We start from the raw sequence: 17777 nt of genomic DNA, 5'->3' as shown, positions 1-17777 counted from the left end.
CGCCTCTTAGTCGTGGATGCCGAGCGCCGCGGCCGTGTGCGCGACCGAGGCCTGTGCGCGAGCGGCATCGCCGTTGAGCGTGGAACCATAGCTGGGGATCAGGTCCCGCAGCTCCGGCTCCCACCCACCGATCCGGTCGGGGAAACAGGTCTTCAGCAGGTTCAGCATGATCGACACGGCCGTCGACGCGCCCGGGGACGCCCCGAGGAGCCCGGCGATCGAGCCATCGGCGGAGGTGACGACCTCGGTACCGAACTGCAGGATGCCGCCCTTGTCGGGATCCTTCTTCATGACCTGCGCGCGTTGCCCCGCCTGGAGCAACTCCCAGTCTTCGTCTTTCGCCGTCGGCATGAACTCGCGAAGAGAATCGACCTTCTTGGCGTGGTTCTTGAGCAGCTCACCCACGAGGTACTTGATGAGCCCGGGATTGTCGACGGCGACTTTGATCATCGGCCAGAGGTTGCCGGGGCGGACCTGCTCGACGAGGTCCGTGATCCGCCCGTTCTTGAGGAACTTGGGGCTGAAGGTCGCGAACGGGCCGAACAGGAGCGATGCTTCGCCGTCGACCACGCGGGTATCCAGGTGCGGCACCGACATCGGCGGTGCACCGACGGAAGCCTGCGAGTAGACCTTGGCGTTGTGCTGCGCGACGATCGCCGGGTTCGAGGTCTTCAGCCACTGCCCTCCGATCGGGAAGACGCCGTAGCCCTTGATCTCCGGAATGCCGGATGCCTGCAGCAGCTTGATCGCCCATCCGCCCGCTCCGACGAACACGAAGCGTGCGCGGAAACTGCCCGGGGTCTTCCCCAGTGCGTGGCGGTACGAGACCTTCCAGGTTCCGTCATCGAGCTTCGTCAGATTGCGGACCTCACGGTTCGTGACGACATCCACCCCCTGCGCCTGCAGGTGAGCGAAGAGCTGGCGCGTCAGCGCGCCGAAATCGACGTCGGTGCCGGCCGGCACTCGTGTGGCAGCGAACGGCTCGCCCTTGCGGCGCTTCTGCATGAGCAGCGGTGCCCACTGATTGATGACCCGCGAGTCCTCGGAGTACTCGATTCCGGCGAAGAGCGGCTCGTTCTTCAGGATCTCGTAGCGCTTCTTGAGGTACGCCACGTCCTTCTCGCCGCGGACGAAGGTCATGTGCGGCGTCGCGTTGATGAAGGTCGACGGTCCGTCGAGGCTGCCGCGTTCGATCAGCGAGGTCCACAGTTGGCGGCTCTGCTGGAACTGCTCGTTGATCGCGATCGCCTTCGCGGGGTCGAGCGAACCATCCTTGCCCTCGGGCATGTAGTTCAGCTCGCACATCGCGGCGTGCCCTGTGCCGGCGTTGTTCCAGGCGTTGGACGATTCCTGGGCGACCTCGGACAGGCGTTCGCACACGACGATCTTCCAGTCGGGCTGCAACTGCTTCAGCAGGGTTCCCAGGGTGGCACTCATGATGCCACCACCGATCAAGACGACATCGACGGGTTCACTCACAATGTTCCAGTCTAGGCCGCGTTTCGCACCGTGCCGGCCCGGCGGAGGTGCCGGCATCCAGGAAGGAACGCGATTCTTGCCGGTGAGTCAAGACGACCCGGCTATGGGATACCCAACCGCGATGAAGAGGCGAATCGGACATCGGGCGAGGCGCCGCGGTTTTCAGCGGCGAATGCCGAAGACGAAGTAGACCGCCGGGCCGATCCAGTTGATGAGGATGGCCGGGATCCACGCCTGCTTGGGGCCGCGTACCTCGGCCGCCGGACGGTGCGCGAGGTCCCAGAACGCCACGACCGCGAACGCGATCTGCGCGACCGCGGCCACCGCAATGCCCACGCGGGCCAGCGAGCCCTGCGGCGCAGTCCGGCTCATCAGGCGACCTGGGCCCCGAGACGGGCCGCGACGATCTCCGCGATCTGCACGGCGTTCAGCGCCGCCCCCTTACGGAGGTTGTCGTTCGAGATGAACAGGACCAGGCCCTTGCCCGCGGGTGCGGACTGGTCGGCCCGGATGCGGCCGACGAAGCTGGGATCCTTACCGGCGGCCTGCAACGGCGTCGGAACCTCTTCGAGCACGACGCCGGGGGCGGATGCCAGGATCTCGCGCGCACGGTCGGGCGTGATGTCGCGGGCGAACTCGGCGTGGATGGACAGCGAGTGTCCGGTGAAGACCGGGACCCGCACGCAGGTTCCCGCCACGAGCAGATCGGGAAGTTCGAGGATCTTCCGGCTTTCGTTGCGGAGCTTCTTCTCTTCGTCGGTCTCGTTGTCACCGTCGTCGACGAGGTTTCCGGCGAACGGAATGACATCGAACGCGATCGGAGCGACGTACTTCTCCGGCTGCGGGAAATCGACCGCCGAACCGTCGTGCACGAGGTCGAGCGTGTGCCCCTGAGCGAGAACACCCTCGACCTGGCCGAGGAGCTCCTGCGCACCGGCGAGGCCCGACCCGGACACGGCCTGATAGGTGCTGACGATCAGGCGCTCGAGCCCGGCTTCATCGGCGAGCGGCTTGAGGACCGGCATCGCGGCCATCGTTGTGCAGTTCGGGTTGGCGATGATTCCCTTGGGCGGGTTCTCGGTCGCGTGCGGGTTGACCTCACTGACCACGAGCGGCACCTCGGGATCCATCCGCCACGCGCTGGAGTTGTCGATGACGACCGCGCCCGCTTCGGCGAACCGCGGGGCGTGTGCGCGAGAGCCGGTGGCCCCGGCGCTGAACAGTGCGATGTCGATGCCGGCCGGGTCGGCCGTCGCGACGTCTTCGATCACGATGCTGTGGCCGGCGAAGTCGACGGCGGTGCCGGCGCTGCGAGCCGTCGCGAACAGGCGAAGATCGCCGATGGGGAACGCGCGTTCCGCGAGAATCTCGCGCATCACGGTGCCGACCTGGCCGGTGGCGCCGACGATGGCGACGGAGAGTCCGGAATCGGAGATGCGGGTCATAGCTCTACCTCAAGATCGCGTAGCGGGTTTGCCCGATTGTATCGGGCGGGTGGGGACGGGGCCTCAGCGGCCGGTGCCGGCGTAGACGACGGCCTCGGTATCGCCGTCGAGTCCGTAGGCGGTGTGCACGACGCGTGCCGCTCCCGCAAGATCGTCGCCGCGGACGACGACCGAGATACGGATCTCGGATGTGGAGATCATCTCGATGTTGACCCCCGCCGTCGACAGTGCCTCGAACAGGGTCGCCGAGACCCCCGAGTGCGTGCGCATGCCAGCGCCGACGACCGAGAGCTTGCCGATCTGATCGTCGTGCACGAGGCTCTCGAAGCCCACATCGACCTGTTCGGCGGCGAGCGCGCGGAGAGCGAGCGACGCGTCCGTCTTCGGCAGAGTGAACGAGATGTCGGTGCGACCGGTGGCGGCGGCAGAGACGTTCTGCACGATCATGTCGACGTTCGCACCGGACTTCGCGACGATCTTGAAGATCTCGGCGGCCTTGCCGGGGACGTCCGGCACACCGATGACGGTGATCTTGGCCTGGCTGAGGTCGGTGGCGACGCCGGCGACGATGGGCTCTTCCATGGGACTCTCCTGGGTGCGGGCGATCGAGGCGGGGGCGGTCATTCCGGGGCTGAGGACGAACGTCCCCTGCCCGGAGCTGAAGGTCGAACGGGCGTTGATCATGACGCCGTGACGGCGGGCGTACTCGACAGCGCGGATGTAGAGCACCTTCGCACCGTTGGCGGCGAGTTCGAGCATCTCTTCCGACGAGACGACGTCGAGCTTGCGGGCCTGCGGAACGACGCGCGGGTCGGCCGTGTAGATCCCGTCGACGTCGCTGTAGATCTCGCAGACATCCGCCTCGAGCGCGGCGGCGAGGGCGACCGCGGTCGTGTCGGAGCCGCCGCGGCCGAGGGTGGTGATGTCGCGGGTGTCGCGGTTGAAGCCCTGGAAACCGGCGACGATGACGATAGCACCCTCATCCAGCGCTTCGCGGAGGCGAATCGGGGTGACATCGACGATGCGCGCCGCACCGTGGGTCGCATCGGTGATCATGCCGGCCTGACTGCCGGTGAACGAGCGCGCCTCGAAGCCCATCGAGTGGATGGCCATCGCGAGCAGCGCCATCGAAATCCGCTCGCCCGAACTCAGCAGCATGTCGAGCTCGCGCGGCGCTGAGATCGGAGCGACCTGGTGGGCGAGGTCGAGCAGCTCATCGGTCGTGTCGCCCATCGCGCTCACGGCGACGACGACGTCGTGGCCGGCGCGGCGCGTGTCGACGATCCTCTTGGCGACCCGCTTGATGCTCTCGGCATCGGCGACGGATGACCCGCCGTACTTCTGGACGATCAGCGCCACTGTGGAACTCCCGGGTGTGTGGACGAGGCTCGGTGCACGGATGCCGGCCCCACCGCACCATCTTAGAGAGGGGTGGATGCCGGGACGGCCATGTGACGAGTGCCGCGCGGTAGCATCGCCGAGATCATCAAGGCCGCCTCTCTCACGTAGCGAAGGCGACAGTCGGATTCGTCCCGACGGCGCTCTACGCCACCGGGGGTGTGCTGATGATCGCCGGGAGCGGTGGGCTTCTGCTGCTCGCGATCGGTGCCATCGCGGCGATCGTCGTCGCGCTGCTCGTCTCGTGGATCGTCCTGGTGGAAGTGCTGCGGTAAGCCGCGTCAGATGGTGCGGCGGCCCTCGAACGCGCGCCCCAGAGTGACTTCGTCGGCGTACTCCAGGTCTCCTCCGACGGGAAGTCCCGACGCGAGGCGCGTCACACGGATCTCGAGGGTGTGCAGGAGCCTGCTGAGGTAGGTTGCCGTTGCCTCGCCCTCGAGGTTGGGGTTCGTCGCGAGGATCACTTCTTGCACGGTGCCGTCGGCCAGCCGCTGCATGAGCTGTGCGATGCGCAGATCGTCCGGTCCGACGCCGCCGATCGGGCTGATCGCGCCACCGAGCACGTGGTAGAGCCCGCGGAACTCGCGCGTGCGTTCGATCGACGAGACATCTTTGGCATCTTCGACGACGCAGATCAGCGCGGGGTCACGCCGCGGATCGCGACAGATACTGCATCGCTCCTGCTCGGAGACGTTGCCGCAGATCTCGCAGAACCGCACGCGCTCCCGCAGCTCGCCGAGGAGCACCGAGAGCCGCGACACATCGAAGCTCGGCGTCTGCAGAATGTGGAAGGTGATGCGCTGCGCGGACTTGGGTCCGACGCCGGGCAGTCGACCGAACTCGTCGATCAGGTCCTGAACGATGCCGTCGTACATGGATTAGTTGAACCTCGTGGGGGGTGTGTACGGCTCTTCTCGGACGAACGTCGCACCGAGCACCTGGCGGACGACCGCTTCGCCGACCCGTTCGATGCCACCCTTGCGAGGAGCGGGGCGCTCGGGCCGTTCGATCGCGACCGGTGCGCGCGGCGGAACCGGCGCGTGGACGTCGGCGGGGGGCGGCGGCGCGTCATCGTCGTCCGGCGGTGTCGGCTCGGGGCCGTCGTCGATGACGTCTCCTTCGCGTTGCAGGGTCATCGTCTGTGCGGGAGCGGATGCCGCCTCTTCCGGCTCGTCATCGACCGCCAGCGCGGTGCTCGGCGCCGGGCCGTCGCCGGAAGGGATCGCCGCCACGGCCCATTCGGTGACGGGTGATGAGGCGGACGGCCGCGTGGGAGAGGCTGATCGGTCGGACTGTGGAGGTCCGGTCGGGCTTCCCGCACGGGGCGTCCCGCCCCGTGGCGCCGGGCCGCCGCCGCGCGAGTCGGGACCTGATGAGTCCCCGCCGCCCGCGGGTCCGGCGCTGCCGCCTGCTCCTCCCGCGTCGGAGTCGTGCCGTGCGACGTACTTCACCCGGACACCCAAGACACCCGCGATCGCGCCGCGGAGATCTTCGCTCGGCCCGGCGCCGGCGGAGAGCTTCTTGAACGTGGCGACGTCGTTCTGGCTCTGGAACGAGAGGGTGAGGACCTCGTCGGCGTACGCGATGGGCGTTGCCGCGGTCGCGATCATCCACGACGAACGGCTCACCGGCTCAAGCCGCTGGAGGATTTCCGGCCAGGCATCGCGCACGTGCCCGAGCGTCAGCGGACCGGTCGGAACGACCGGTGCAGGCGCGGCTGCGGACGGGGGTTCGACCTCGACCGCTGCCGATGCGGGAGCGGTCGCTTCAGACGTGGGAGCAGCGGGCGTCGGGGCCGCGGAGACGGGGGCAGTGCTCTCGACACGCGCCGGTGGAGCAGTGCTCTCGACACGGGCCGGTGGAGCCGCGGATGTCGCCGCCGGCACGGGTGCGTCGACGCGCGCCGCCGGGGCGGAAGGCGCCGGAGCGCTGCCGGCATCCGGCGCGGAGGCCAACACCCGTGCCACCAGGAGCTCGAGCTGCAGTCGTGGCGACGTTGCGCCGCTCATGTCGTCGAGGGTCGTGACGACGAGGTCGGCGATCTTCGACAGCCGATCGGTGCCGAAGCTCGATGCCTGGCGCCCCATGCGCTCGAGTTCATCCACAGGGATGCCGCGCAGCACGGCCGAGGCCCCCTGCCCCGTGGCGGCGACGATGATGAGGTCACGCAGCCGTTCGAGCAGATCATCGACGAAGCGGCGCGGGTCTTGACCGGTCTGCACGACGCGGTCGACCGCCGCGAACGCAGCGCCCGCATCGTGCCCGGCGAACGCCTCGACGACCTCATCGAGCAGTTCAGCGTGCGTGTAGCCGAGGAGCGACACCGCACGCTCATAGCGGACGAGCGCACCGCCGTCGCCGGACGACGAATCCGATCCGGCGATGAGTTGATCGAGAAGCGACAGCGTGTCGCGCGGTGATCCTCCCCCGGCCCGGACGACGAGCGGGAGCACCCCGGCTTCAACCTGGACACCTTCCTGCACACACAGTTGCTCGACGTACTCGAGCATCGCTGCCGGAGCGACGAGCCGGAACGGATAGTGATGAGTGCGTGAGCGGATCGTCCCGATGACCTTCTCGGGTTCGGTCGTCGCGAAGATGAACTTCACGTGGTCCGGTGGCTCTTCGACGAGCTTGAGGAGCGCGTTGAAGCCCTGCGCCGTGACCATGTGCGCCTCGTCGAGGATGAAGATCTTGAACCGGTCGCGCGCCGGAGCGAAGATCGCGCGCTCCCGCAGATCGCGGGCGTCGTCGACACCGTTGTGCGACGCGGCGTCGATCTCGACGACGTCGAGCGATCCACCTCCCCCGCGGCTGAGTTCGACGCAGCTGTCGCACGTCCCGCACGGGACGTCGGTCGGTCCCTGCGCGCAGTTGAGGCACCGCGCCAGGATGCGTGCCGAGGTCGTCTTGCCGCATCCGCGCGGGCCGGAGAACAGGTACGCGTGGCCAACGCGATCACCACGCAGCGCGGTCATGAGCGGGTCGGTGACCTGAGCCTGCCCGATCATCTCGCCGAACGTCTCGGGTCGGTAGCGGCGGTACAGGGCGGTGGTCACCAGGACAGCCTACGGCGTGGCACCGACACACCGCCGGGAACATCCCCCGCTGTCCCGGGTGTTGGAATGCGATGTGGATCCCGTACCCGTCGACGTCGCCGTGATCGGCGCGGGCCAAGCCGGGTTGTCCGCGGCGTATCACCTCCGACGTCGCGGTTTCACACCGGAGACCGGAGAACGTGCATACGTCGCGCTCGATGCCGAGACGGCGCCCGGCGGAGCATGGCAGCACCGCTGGCGGTCGCTGAGCATGGCGACGGTCAACGGCATCCACGAACTGCCCGGCTTCGCTGTCCCGCCCGCGGATCCGAACGCGGCGAGCGTCGACGTATTACCGGCGTACTTCGCCGACTACGAAGAGCGATTCGACCTCCGGGTCCGCCGTCCTGTGCGCGTCGACGGGGTGCGGCGCGCCGACGGCGACCCCTCAGGCCGACTGCTCGTCGAGACGGATGCCGGCACCTGGGCAGCGCGGCACGTGATCAACGCCACCGGAACATGGCGCCGCCCCTTCTGGCCGCACTACCCCGGGCAGGAAGAGTTCGCGGGGCGTCAGCTGCACGTGCACGACTACGGGTCGGCGGACGAGTTCGCCGGTCGCCGGGTCGTGATCGTCGGCGCCGGAATCTCGGCCATCCAACTGCTCGATGAGGTCTCGCGCGTGACCGACACGTTCTGGGTCACCCGGAACGACGTCACATGGGATGCCGCGGAATTCGACACGGCCGCCCGCGTCTCGGCGATCGCCGGCGTGGAGGAGCGTGTGCGGCAGGGGCTGCCACCCGGCAGCGTCATCTCTGTCACCGGCCAGCACTGGACCCCCTGGGCGCGCGCGGCCGAGGCACGCGGCGTTCTCGTGCGGCATCCGATGTTCACGCGCATCGAGGAGCACGGCGTGCGCATGCCGGACGGCTCGTTCGAACCCGCCGACGTCATCCTCTGGGCGACCGGATTCCGCGCGGACATCGCCCATCTCGCGCCCCTCGGGCTACGGACAGCGGCCGGGGGTATCCGCGTCGCGCACGGACGTTCCCTCGACGAACCGCGCCTATTCCTGATCGGATACGGCCCCTCGCAGTCCACCGTCGGCGCGAACCGCGCCGGCCGCGACGCCGTGCGCGCGATCGTCGCCTAGCGGCTTTCCGGATCCGTCTCGTGGGCGCGCCGTGCGTGGCGATAGGCGATGATTCCTCGCACACCGGAGACGATCAGCAGCACCGCGACAACAGCGACGACGCCAGCCGACAGGATCTGCCACCACGGTCCGCCGGAGAATGCATACGAGGCGGACAGGATGAGCAGTCCCACGCCGATGAGACTTTTCCCCCAGGACAGCGTTCGGGATTCTGTGGCGTCCGGAGTCGGCATCCGGCCACTCTACCCCCGGCGCGGTCGTGCTGGACGGCGATCGCTCCCGCAAGCCCGGGCGCTCTGCGCGCCCATAGGTCGGGGCCGCAGATGTCGACATAGACCTTTAGCTATTCCCATCAGACCATCGGCCATTGTCTGCGAAAGAATGTTGCGATTGTCCTCCGAAGTGCGGACAGACAGGGGCGAAACTCGGTGGTTACAGTTCGATCGGATCACTGAATTGCCAGGACAAGAAAGCGGGATTCGACGCATGTCGATATATGCGTTCCTGCTCTCGCGACTACTTTTCGGCGCCCCGCCAGCAGAAAGAGGGAATGTGGAAATCGACGCCGATGAACTATTCGCTGCGCGCACATTGCGTGAATGGATAACGGGAGCACGCACCGAATACGGGCGGATGTTCTTCCTCGACTCGGGCGCACCATTCGGCGCGATCGCCCCGTTCCTGAGCGCGGACGACGTCGTGATCGCACCCGAGCACGACGCACCCACCCACGATCGCGCGCGGATCCTCACCTACAGCGGACAATTCACAGACCCGGGCGACGAACTGTTCGTCGGGCACCGCGGGGTCGAACTGCAGGACTACCTGGCAGCGGCGTTCGTCGAGGTGGTCGGTCCGACAGCCGTCCGGTTCTTCGACCAGGCGGGGTGGACCGCGTTCCTGGACGACGCGGAACTCGCCCGCCGAACGGGCGTCTTCCCGCCGCCCCTCATCGACCCGCGGGTGGCACTCGCCGACAGGGACGCGCTGATCGCCCCTGCGCGCTCTGAGCCGCCGCGCGCAGTCCGCGTGGACCAGACGGGCCGCATCAGTCTGGGCATGCAGGGCATCGTCCTGGGCGACGTCAACGATACGGCCACCGCACTGTCGAGGCCCGTGCCCCCCATCGCAGCGCTGGGAGACGTCGTGGCGCACGAACATGTCGCGTCCGACCTTCGCGATGCTCCCTGGCTGCCGCGGTACCTCCACGCGATCGAGCTGGTGAAGATGCTCGCCCTCGGCAACGGCGTCGCGAAGGTCGCCGGCTTCGGCTGGTCCGTGAGCGAGGACGGCCGTGCGGAGAGCGTCACGCCGGCCGCAGACCCGTTCATCGTCTCGACGCAGGACGGCGTCGTGCTGGCCGACGTGATCAGCCGGCGCCGTCAGCTGCTGACGCCGCTGACGGCGGACGTCGTGTCGATCGTGCAGACGTCGGCGTCCCTGCCCACGGCGCGCGATCGTCTTGCTGCGCTGCACGGCATCGACACGCACCGTGCGGAGCTGCTGTGCCGAGATGCCCTCGACCGGCTCGGCGTGCACAGCGGCGGCCCCCGCGACGAGGTCCTCGTCGGCGCACAGGTGCCGCAGTGAGCGGCCTCGGCACCGCGTGGCCGTCCCTGGTCGCTGCGGACTCGGCGTTTCCGGGCGAGCGCATCGCGGTCGGCGCGTCCGGTCATCGGATCGAGTACGCCGACGGCTCGACCAGACTCTGCGTCACGAGTGGCCTCTGGAACGTGCCCCTAGGGTACGGGAATCCCGCCGTCGCGCGGGCCGTCACTCGGGCGATGCACGATGCGTCGTACCTCTCGCTCTTCCGCGCGACCCATCGCTACGCGGAGCAAGCGGCTGACGCCCTCGTCGAGCTCGCCGGACGCGATCGCTACCGACGGGTCATCTACTCGACCTCGGGCGGGGCCGCGAACGACATCGCGATGAAGCTAGCTCGGCAGTACTGGGCGCAGCGCGGCTCGTCGTCCCGATCCATCATCGTCGGCCTCAGGGGCAGCTACCACGGCACCATGTACGGCAGCCACGCGCTCAGCGGCGACGATCTCCTGCACTCCGTCTACTCCGTCGATCGCCGACATGTGCGACACGTCCCCCACGACGACGAGGCCGAGCAATTAGATGCGCTACTGCAGCGCGAGGGCTCACGCGTCGCCGCCGTCGTCGTCGAGCCCGTCCTCGGAAGCGGCGCCCTGCCCCTGTCCCGCGAGTTCATCGCACGCCTGCTGGATTTGCGCGAGAAGTACGGCTTCCTGATCGTCGCGGACGAGGTCGCCACCGGATTCCACCGGACGGGCCCGCTCTTCGCGACCAACGAATGGCCCGCTGCACCAGACCTGCTGCTGCTGTCCAAAGCACTCACCAATGGAGCCATGGGCGCCGCGGTCGTCCTGGTGGGGCCCCGTGTGAGCGACGAGTTCACCCGCGGAAGGTGGACGTTCGTCCACGGAGAGACCCAAGCAGGATCGCCGGCATGCGCCGCAGCGATCCTCGCCGTCATCGACGAGCTCCGCGCGACCGACGTGGATTCCAAGGCAGGGGCACTGGGCGTCCGGCTCCTCAACATCGCCGACGACCTGCGAGCGAGCGGCAAGATCGCTGCAGTGACGGGCCGCGGTTGCTTCCTGGGCCTCTCGCTGCGCCACGATGACGGAACCGAGTACACGGGTGAGCAAGTCCTCCGAGTGATCTCGGACCTCGCCGATGAGGGAGTGATCGTGCAGCCGGGCCCCAGCTCCGTCGAACTCGTCCCAGCCTTCGGATTCAGTGAAGCTGAGCTGTTCGAACTGGAGACTGCACTACACTCGACCCTCACCGCTCTTCAGGACGTTCGACTGTGAGCCGGGCCTCCACGGCGGGCGTTCCGACGTTGTTCTCCGGCAGCAGGATCTCGGCCGGCGTGATCGGGCGGCTCAGCGCAGGGCGGACGGCGATGACGATCGCCGATCGCGCCGTCGCGGATGCCACGGACATCCCATACGTCGGCCGCGCACTGCACCTGGATGCCGAGCAGATCGACGCCGCGACCGTCGCGACCCTGGCGCAGGAGCTGAGGTCGAGTAGGGCCGAGGTCATCGTCGCCGTCGGCGGCGGCGGCGTGCTGGACGCGGCGAAACTTGCAGCGCTGGCGCTGACGTCCGAGCACGTCCTCGAGTACGCGACGACCCACGCCGCTAGGTCCGCATTGACGGTCCTCCCGGACGTCGAGCCGGCGGCGGTCATCATCGCCGTACCGACCACTGTCGGCACCTCATCGGAGACCAACAGCGTCAGCATCCTTCGCACCGCACATGGCCATCGCCTCATCATCGGCCGCGCACTCCGGCCGAGATTCGCGATCTTGGATTCCTCACACCTGCGCTCGCTGTCAGACGGGGCCGTTCGCCAAGGAGGACTCGAAGCATTGCTGCGAATCGCCGGCGTCAGCACGACGCCACTGCGCGCAGATCGAGCACAGCGCGACGCCGTCGCGATCGCGCGGGCGCTCCTCCGCGCCGCGAGCGACGAAGTGCGCACCGACACTGCAAGACTTCGCATCGCCCGCCTGAGCGCGGCCACCCAGCGGACGGCGGCCCTGCGCAGCCGCACTCCCTACGGCGCCCGCCACTGGTATGTGGCCAATGAAGTGGCCTTCGGTCTCGCCGCGCCCAAGATGTCGGCGACGGCCGCCGTCATCGTCGCCGTCTGGCGACGGATCTGCGCCGGCGATGCCCGCTGGGGCGACCGGGAGAGTCTCGCGGGGTTCTGGCGAGCCGCAGTCGCAGGCACCGGGCATCATCCCGATCCGGTCGAAGGGATCCGCGGGGTCATCGAGGCGTGGGGTATCGATCGCCCGGCGCGACCCGACGCCGACGCCGTCCGCGCGCTCGCCGGCGCGACCGCACGCGCGTGGGGCGGCCGACATCCGATGCTCATGGGCATCGACGACGCAGACGTGCGCGACATCCTCGATGACTCGTTCTGGAAAAGCGAATCGTCGACACCCGCTCCAACGTCAACGCTCGAATTGGTGAGGGGGTGAATACATGGAAAGTACCGCTGTCATGAGCCTCGAGTTCGAAGAACTCGACGCAATGGAAGCGCCGAGTTGGGAGAGCTTCTATCAGGGAGTGATCGTCGGCCTCGGAATTATCGGCATCGTCGCTGCTACATAGATCGAATGGCAGGTGGAAACACGTGAAAAGAAAAGGGGGTGAAATATGAACAACACACTTGTCATGGACAATTCGGCGCACAGACTCGAATTCACCGAACTCGACGCGATGGATGCGCCGGACAACGCCGTTGACTGGATGCGCGGCGTGACCGTCGGCATGCTGATCGGGCTCATCGCCCTGACGTGACGCGGAGCTCGCGGGCACGGTCCGAACGTTCAGGGAGGTGAAATATGCACGACTTGCAACTGGAATTCGTCGAACTCGACGCGATGGACACGCCGCTCGAGTGGTGGGAGCACGTGGGGTACATCGTGGCGATCATCGGCGGCGCGGTCGCGATCGCCACGTAGCAGGACGTCGGGTGCGGGCGGAGTTGGAGCCGCCCGCACCCATGGGCACGACAAGGAAAGGACATCTCATGACAGTCGGCATCACCGAGTCTGTCGCCGCGCAGCTCGCGGAGTTCAACGCGGTCCCCCGCGTGCAGGACCTCTATGAAGGCGACGGCGCCGCGTTCTACGACCGGCTCGTCGGCTCGGACCGCTCGGAAGTACGGGAGGTCTTGGCGCTCGCCCGGAGTGCCGGCGGAGCGGTTCTCGATCTCGCCGCGGGCAGCGGACGACTGGCGATCCCGCTCGTCCGCTGCGGCACGCGGGTCACTGCCGTGGATCTGTCTGCGGACATGTTGTCGCGGCTGGAGGGAGAGATCGCCGGCAACCCGCTCCTGGACTGCGTCGTGGCGGATATGCGCTCCTTCGCACTCGAGCGGCGGTACGAACTGATCATCATCGGCGCGACCTCGATCACGCTCCTCGACGCGAAAGACAGAATCGCGATGTACGCGAGCGTTCGAGAACATCTGGCAGAGGGCGGCATCTTCGCGCTCACCATCGCGGGGACCTCCTCCGGAGCGCACCTGCGTGTCACCGAGGATCAGCGCTTCACCGTCGACGGTCCGGACGGGGCGGAGGAGTACCTCTACTCTCAGCAGATCGTGGACGACGGCACCGCGCGTGTCGTGAACTGGGCGCGCGCGGCTGACTTCGTCCGGAACGGGACAGTGACGGTGCTGACGAGCCGATTGCGAGTGCTCGACGCCGACATCCTTCGGGCTGAGCTCGTACAGGCGGGCTTCACTGATCCGCGGGTGTACCCCGTGCGCGCGAACGCAGGGTCAGACATCGTCCTTCTCGAGACGTCGCTGCGCGGAGAGCACCGATCCGCATGACCCAGATGACGACAGGCCCACACCGGTCGAAGCGGGCCCACCTCGAGCTGCAGCTGGACAGCAGCCCCACCCTCGGCGCGGCGGTGTCGTTTGGCGAGCCGGCCGACGGAGCAGCGTCTCGGATCGTGATGGTCTCGGGGGTGCCCGTGTCGCGCGTGTCACCCCCTGTGGTCGAACTGCTCTCTGCGATGGACGGCCAGAGCGCCGTGCGGGACCTCCATGCCCGCTTCGCCGCCGACGTGCCAGAACAGGATTTCCTCGCCCTGGTCAACCGCTTCCGGTCCAACGGGCTGATGGAAGGCGCTGACCACAAGCCTGCCGGTCGATTCGTCTACCGGGCACCGCTCACCCTCCAGGTCGCCACGCTCAGAGCGCCGGCGATGTTCGCATGGCTGGACAGGGGCATCCGGCCGCTTTCCAGCCGGGCGACGAGGGCGCTGGTGCCTGCCATCGTCCTCCTGGGCGTGATCGCCATGGGGCTGCAGACGACGGATGTGGCGCGCCTGTTGGCATCGCCCGTCCCGCTGCTCGGACTCGTCGTGGTCCTCATCGTGCAGTCCGTGATGACGCTCCTCCACGAGGGCGCACACGGGGTCACCCTGACCCGATTCGGCGGGACGCCTCGCCGCGCCGGATTCATGCTGTTTTACCTCACGCCGGCCTTCTTCGTCGATGTGACCGACGGCTGGCGGCTCGAGGATCGCTGGCAGCGGGTGGGGGTCGCCCTGGCGGGTCCCACGGTGCATGCCGTGCTGGGGTCGGCCTTCACCATCGCCGCCCTCTTCGTCGCCGACGGTATCGGGCGCCAGATCCTTCTACTGCTGGGCGCATCCTGCTTCGGCATCGTCCTCGTCAACCTGATTCCGTTCATACGTTTCGACGGATACATCGCGCTGATGAGCGCCCTCGACGAGCCCAATCTGCGCGACCGGTCGAAACGAGACTTCACTCGTTGGCTCACCGGTGTCCTCTACGGCACTGCTCCCGCTCCGAAGCGGCTGGACCGCTGGTGGAGCGCGAGCTTTGGAATGGCGAGCACGCTGGCACCGGTGGTCCTCGTCGTGTTCGCGATCATGCGCATCCAGAGCGCGCTGGCCAGCGGCGGCCCCGTGCTGGCATTCCTCGTGCTCGCGATCGAAGGCGCCGTTCTCGCCATGGGCGTCGCGATCCTGCTCCGGGGCGTGCGCAATGCATGGCGGGCGGGCGTATCCACCTGGCGGTTCATCGCGGTCAACCTGCTGGTCGTGATCGCGGTCGTCATGGCGGGGCTGTGCATCTCGGTGCCCTCGACAACGACGGCAGGATTCTCAGCGACCGGCTCGGAAATCGTCCTCGTCCAGGGCGGAACCCGCGCGGACGCGGACATCCCGGATGGCGCCGACGTCGCGCTCTTGACCAACGGGATCCTCGTCAACGTCCCCGTCGGCGAGGCGACCCTCGCCGCCCGGGAGACAGCGCCGACCTCGGTTCCGCTCGACGTCCTCTTCCCCGTGACCGCGGGCGGCGCCGAGGTGCCGGCCACGGTGATCGGGATCGCGCAGCGGTCTCTGGAAACTGCGGGGCTGCCTTCGACAGGACAGGCCCGGATCGAGCTCGGGATCACCAACCTGTGGCAGGCAGTCTGGGAATCCGCGGTGGCACGGCCGCTTGCCGAAATCTTCAACCAACACAGCGACGTAAGGCAGGGATGAGCAATGGTCGACAATGCGATCGAGGTCAGAAACCTCACGAAGAACTATGGACACACGACGGCCGTCCGAGACTTGTCGTTCGTCGTCCCCCGCGGCTCGATCGTGGGATTGCTCGGGCCCAACGGCGCCGGCAAGTCGACGACGCTGCGCGCAATCGTGGGACTGATCCGACCCACGAGCGGGGTCGCGACCATCGACGGTGCGCCGTTCTCGGCGCTGCACAACCCCGCCTCGCACGTGGGCGTGCACATGGACGGGTTCGGATTCGAAGTGGGATTAACCGCTCGTCGGCACCTGGACATCGTGCGCCTCGCGGCAGGGGCTCCACGCCGACGTGTCGACGAGGTCCTCGAAGAGGTCGGCCTTCACGACGTGGGCGGCCGACGGGTGAAGACGTTCTCCACGGGCATGGCCCAGCGTCTCGGTCTGGCGGCTGCGCTGGTCGGCTCCCCCCGCACCCTCATCCTCGACGAGCCGGCCAACGGGCTCGACCCCGATGGGATCCGATGGCTCCGTCGCCATCTGCGCACCTACGTCGAACTCGGCGGCACGGTGCTGATCTCCAGTCACCAGTTGGCCGAGCTCGAGCAGATCGTCGACGATGTGGTGGTGATCAAGCGGGAGGCCTTGTTCTCCGGGAGGCTACGCGACCTGGTGACGGACACCGCCGACTCGTTGGAGGACCGATACTTCGACCTCGTGGAAGGGCGTCGCTCGTGATCGCGGCCATCCGCAGCGAGGCGTTGCGCGCGGTCAGCGGGCTCTCGCTCTGGGCCACCTACGTCCTCGCAATCTTCGTCCCCGTCGCCGTCCTCACCTCGGACCCCTCGCTCACCGATCTGAGCGGCCTGGACGACTCGGCGGCGACCGCTCGCCTACTGCAGCCGCTCGCGTGGTCCTTCGTCACCGCGGCGTTCGCGGGTGCGTACGCCGTGACCCGCGAGTGGTACTACGCATCGATGGACAGGACGCTGACCGAGGTCGGGTTCCGCCGCGCATTCTGGGGGAAGATGGTCGCCGGCGTGATGGCGGCGCTCTGGATCACCGTCGGTGTGTGCATCGGCTGGACGGTCGTGGTGCTCATCGTGCTGAGCCAGGAGGGTCGCACCTTCACGCTCACCCAGCCCGGCGTCCAGGTCTACGCCGGCGCACTCATCGGCGTCGTTCCGGGTGCGCTCATCGGCGGGGCGGTGGGATGGATCACGCGCAACTACTACATCGGCGCGGCGGCCGTGCTCGCGTTCCCGATTCTGATCGAGTTCGCCCTGATCAGGACGTCACCGGATCTCGCGCGATTCTCCCCGGGAATGGCGATCGCCGCCATCGGCGTCCCGGAGTATCAGGGTCATCTCCTGTCGTCGGCAGCCGGCGCCTGCATCGCGCTCGCGTGGACCGTGGTGTTCGTGGTGGCCGCCTGGTTCCTCGGCCGTCGCCGCGTAGCATGATCCTCCGTCAGGCCCTGGCGGCGCAGTCGAGGAGCTTCGCGCGGGATGTCGTGCTGCTGGGCGTGGGCGTCGCTGCGTTCACGATGGCGCTCTCGCTCATCACCAGCGTGCCGGCCGAAATCTCCAGCGCGCCGGTGGAGGTCCGCGCCCGCCTCCTCGCGCCCTTCGACCCGGTCATGGCCACGTACGGAGCCCTCATGGCGGCGATCTACGGCTCCTTCCGCTACACGAGCGATAGACGCAACGGAGTGGTCGCGCAACGACTGACCGTGCAACCCCGATGGGCCCATCTCGCCGGTCGAGTGCCGTGGACGGCGCTCGGCGGCGGAGTCATCGCCGTGGCAACGGTCCTCGGCGGCCGCATCGCTCTGGCACCGTCCCTGGGCGGCCTCGCGGTGGACCTGTCATCGACCGCCCTCGCCGCCGCGCTGGGCGCGACAGCCGCCCTGTGGGGGCTGAGCGTCGGACTGCTGGTCCAGCACCATCTGATCGCGCTGTTCGTGGCGCCGCTCTCGCTCAGCGTCGGCCTGCTGCTGACCACATTCTGGGGGCCGGGAGCCGTGTGGTTCCCGCTCCCCGCGATGCTCACGGCATTCGGCTTCGACCTCGGCGACGTCGCTCTCGGCGACGTCGCCGCCCTCGACACCGTGGCGGCCGTCGCGGTCGTTTTCGGATGGTCGCTGGTCGCTCTGGTGGCGGGCGGAGCCTCGCTCGCTCGTCGCGACGTGCACTGA

General features: G+C 68.0%; 19 protein-coding genes. 12 read left to right on the top strand and 7 right to left on the bottom strand.

The features are described from left to right. Positions 1-6: 6 nt before the first annotated feature. The 6 genes from Q0653_RS08335 to Q0653_RS08310 all read right to left on the bottom strand — a co-directional run bounded on the left by Q0653_RS08335 (position 7) and on the right by Q0653_RS08310 (position 7381). The gene (locus Q0653_RS08335) at positions 7-1536 is read right to left on the bottom strand and encodes a malate:quinone oxidoreductase (RefSeq protein WP_298944132.1); all 1530 of its coding nucleotides are present in this window, start codon (positions 1534-1536) and stop codon (positions 7-9) included. Positions 1537-1641: 105 nt separating this feature from the next. Further along, the gene (locus Q0653_RS08330) at positions 1642-1851 is read right to left on the bottom strand and encodes a PLDc N-terminal domain-containing protein (RefSeq protein WP_298744705.1); all 210 of its coding nucleotides are present in this window, start codon (positions 1849-1851) and stop codon (positions 1642-1644) included. Further along, positions 1851-2924, bottom strand: coding sequence for an aspartate-semialdehyde dehydrogenase (locus tag Q0653_RS08325; protein WP_298744707.1), 1074 nt, complete (start codon positions 2922-2924; stop codon positions 1851-1853). The genes Q0653_RS08330 and Q0653_RS08325 overlap by 1 nt, the downstream gene beginning before the upstream one ends. A 63-nt stretch (positions 2925-2987) precedes the next feature. After that, positions 2988-4283 carry an aspartate kinase gene (locus Q0653_RS08320; protein ID WP_298744709.1) on the bottom strand — a complete coding sequence of 432 codons (1296 nt, stop codon included), beginning with the start codon at positions 4281-4283 and terminating at the stop codon, positions 2988-2990. Between the two features lie 320 nt (positions 4284-4603). Continuing rightward, a complete protein-coding gene (gene recR, locus Q0653_RS08315; RefSeq protein WP_298744713.1) occupies positions 4604-5197 on the bottom strand; it encodes a recombination mediator RecR in 594 nt (197 codons plus the stop codon). Positions 5198-5200: 3 nt separating this feature from the next. Continuing rightward, the gene (locus tag Q0653_RS08310; RefSeq protein ID WP_298944128.1) at positions 5201-7381 is read right to left on the bottom strand and encodes a DNA polymerase III subunit gamma and tau; all 2181 of its coding nucleotides are present in this window, start codon (positions 7379-7381) and stop codon (positions 5201-5203) included. Positions 7382-7454: 73 nt separating this feature from the next. Here Q0653_RS08310 and Q0653_RS08305 point away from each other — a divergent pair, with 73 nt between their 5' ends. After that, positions 7455-8516: an NAD(P)-binding domain-containing protein gene (locus tag Q0653_RS08305; protein ID WP_298944126.1), complete on the top strand. Its 1062-nt coding sequence runs from the start codon at positions 7455-7457 to the stop codon at positions 8514-8516. Here Q0653_RS08305 and Q0653_RS08300 read toward each other — a convergent pair. Beyond that, complete coding sequence (locus tag Q0653_RS08300; protein WP_298944125.1) at positions 8513-8689, bottom strand: hypothetical protein; 177 nt, start codon at positions 8687-8689, stop codon at positions 8513-8515. The genes Q0653_RS08305 and Q0653_RS08300 overlap by 4 nt on opposite strands. A 379-nt stretch (positions 8690-9068) precedes the next feature. On the opposite strand from Q0653_RS08300, the gene mpaB reads away from it, so the two are divergent. From mpaB to Q0653_RS08245, 11 genes are all read left to right on the top strand, one after another. Continuing rightward, a complete protein-coding gene (gene mpaB / locus Q0653_RS08295) occupies positions 9069-10106 on the top strand; it encodes a daptide biosynthesis RiPP recognition protein (RefSeq protein ID WP_298944123.1) in 1038 nt (345 codons plus the stop codon). Beyond that, entirely contained in the window at positions 10103-11362 is a 1260-nt protein-coding gene (gene mpaD / locus Q0653_RS08290; protein WP_298944121.1) for a daptide-type RiPP biosynthesis aminotransferase, read from the top strand. Before mpaB ends, mpaD begins: the two co-directional genes overlap by 4 nt. Continuing rightward, positions 11359-12543, top strand: coding sequence for a daptide-type RiPP biosynthesis dehydogenase (gene mpaC / locus Q0653_RS08285; RefSeq protein WP_298944119.1), 1185 nt, complete (start codon positions 11359-11361; stop codon positions 12541-12543). The genes mpaD and mpaC overlap by 4 nt, the downstream gene beginning before the upstream one ends. Positions 12544-12547: 4 nt before the next feature. Further along, the gene (gene mpaA1 / locus Q0653_RS08280; RefSeq protein WP_298944117.1) at positions 12548-12676 is read left to right on the top strand and encodes an MpaA1 family daptide-type RiPP; all 129 of its coding nucleotides are present in this window, start codon (positions 12548-12550) and stop codon (positions 12674-12676) included. Between the two features lie 45 nt (positions 12677-12721). Next, positions 12722-12865, top strand: coding sequence for an MpaA2 family daptide-type RiPP (mpaA2, locus tag Q0653_RS08275; RefSeq protein WP_242087610.1), 144 nt, complete (start codon positions 12722-12724; stop codon positions 12863-12865). A 44-nt stretch (positions 12866-12909) separates the two neighbouring features. After that, positions 12910-13029, top strand: coding sequence for an MpaA3 family daptide-type RiPP (gene mpaA3 / locus Q0653_RS08270; RefSeq protein ID WP_298944116.1), 120 nt, complete (start codon positions 12910-12912; stop codon positions 13027-13029). Between the two features lie 68 nt (positions 13030-13097). Next, on the top strand, positions 13098-13907 hold the full coding sequence (gene mpaM / locus Q0653_RS08265; protein ID WP_298944113.1) for a daptide-type RiPP biosynthesis methyltransferase: 810 nt from the start codon (positions 13098-13100) through the stop codon (positions 13905-13907). 5 nt (positions 13908-13912) lie between these two features. Then, positions 13913-15598, top strand: a complete 1686-nt coding sequence (mpaP, locus tag Q0653_RS08260) for a daptide biosynthesis intramembrane metalloprotease (RefSeq protein ID WP_298944111.1) — start codon at positions 13913-13915, stop codon at positions 15596-15598. Between the two features lie 3 nt (positions 15599-15601). Beyond that, positions 15602-16318 carry an ATP-binding cassette domain-containing protein gene (locus Q0653_RS08255; protein WP_242087613.1) on the top strand — a complete coding sequence of 239 codons (717 nt, stop codon included), beginning with the start codon at positions 15602-15604 and terminating at the stop codon, positions 16316-16318. Then, positions 16315-17043 carry an ABC transporter permease gene (locus Q0653_RS08250; protein ID WP_298944108.1) on the top strand — a complete coding sequence of 243 codons (729 nt, stop codon included), beginning with the start codon at positions 16315-16317 and terminating at the stop codon, positions 17041-17043. The genes Q0653_RS08255 and Q0653_RS08250 overlap by 4 nt, the downstream gene beginning before the upstream one ends. Further along, entirely contained in the window at positions 17040-17777 is a 738-nt protein-coding gene (locus Q0653_RS08245) for a hypothetical protein (protein WP_298944106.1), read from the top strand. The genes Q0653_RS08250 and Q0653_RS08245 overlap by 4 nt, the downstream gene beginning before the upstream one ends.

Origin of the sequence: uncultured Microbacterium sp., from assembly GCF_947488465.1 — a bacterium.
In the GTDB taxonomy this organism is placed as follows: domain Bacteria; phylum Actinomycetota; class Actinomycetes; order Actinomycetales; family Microbacteriaceae; genus Microbacterium.
Note: the sequence above shows the minus strand (reverse complement) of the source record. Positions and strands in the feature narration are given on the sequence as shown.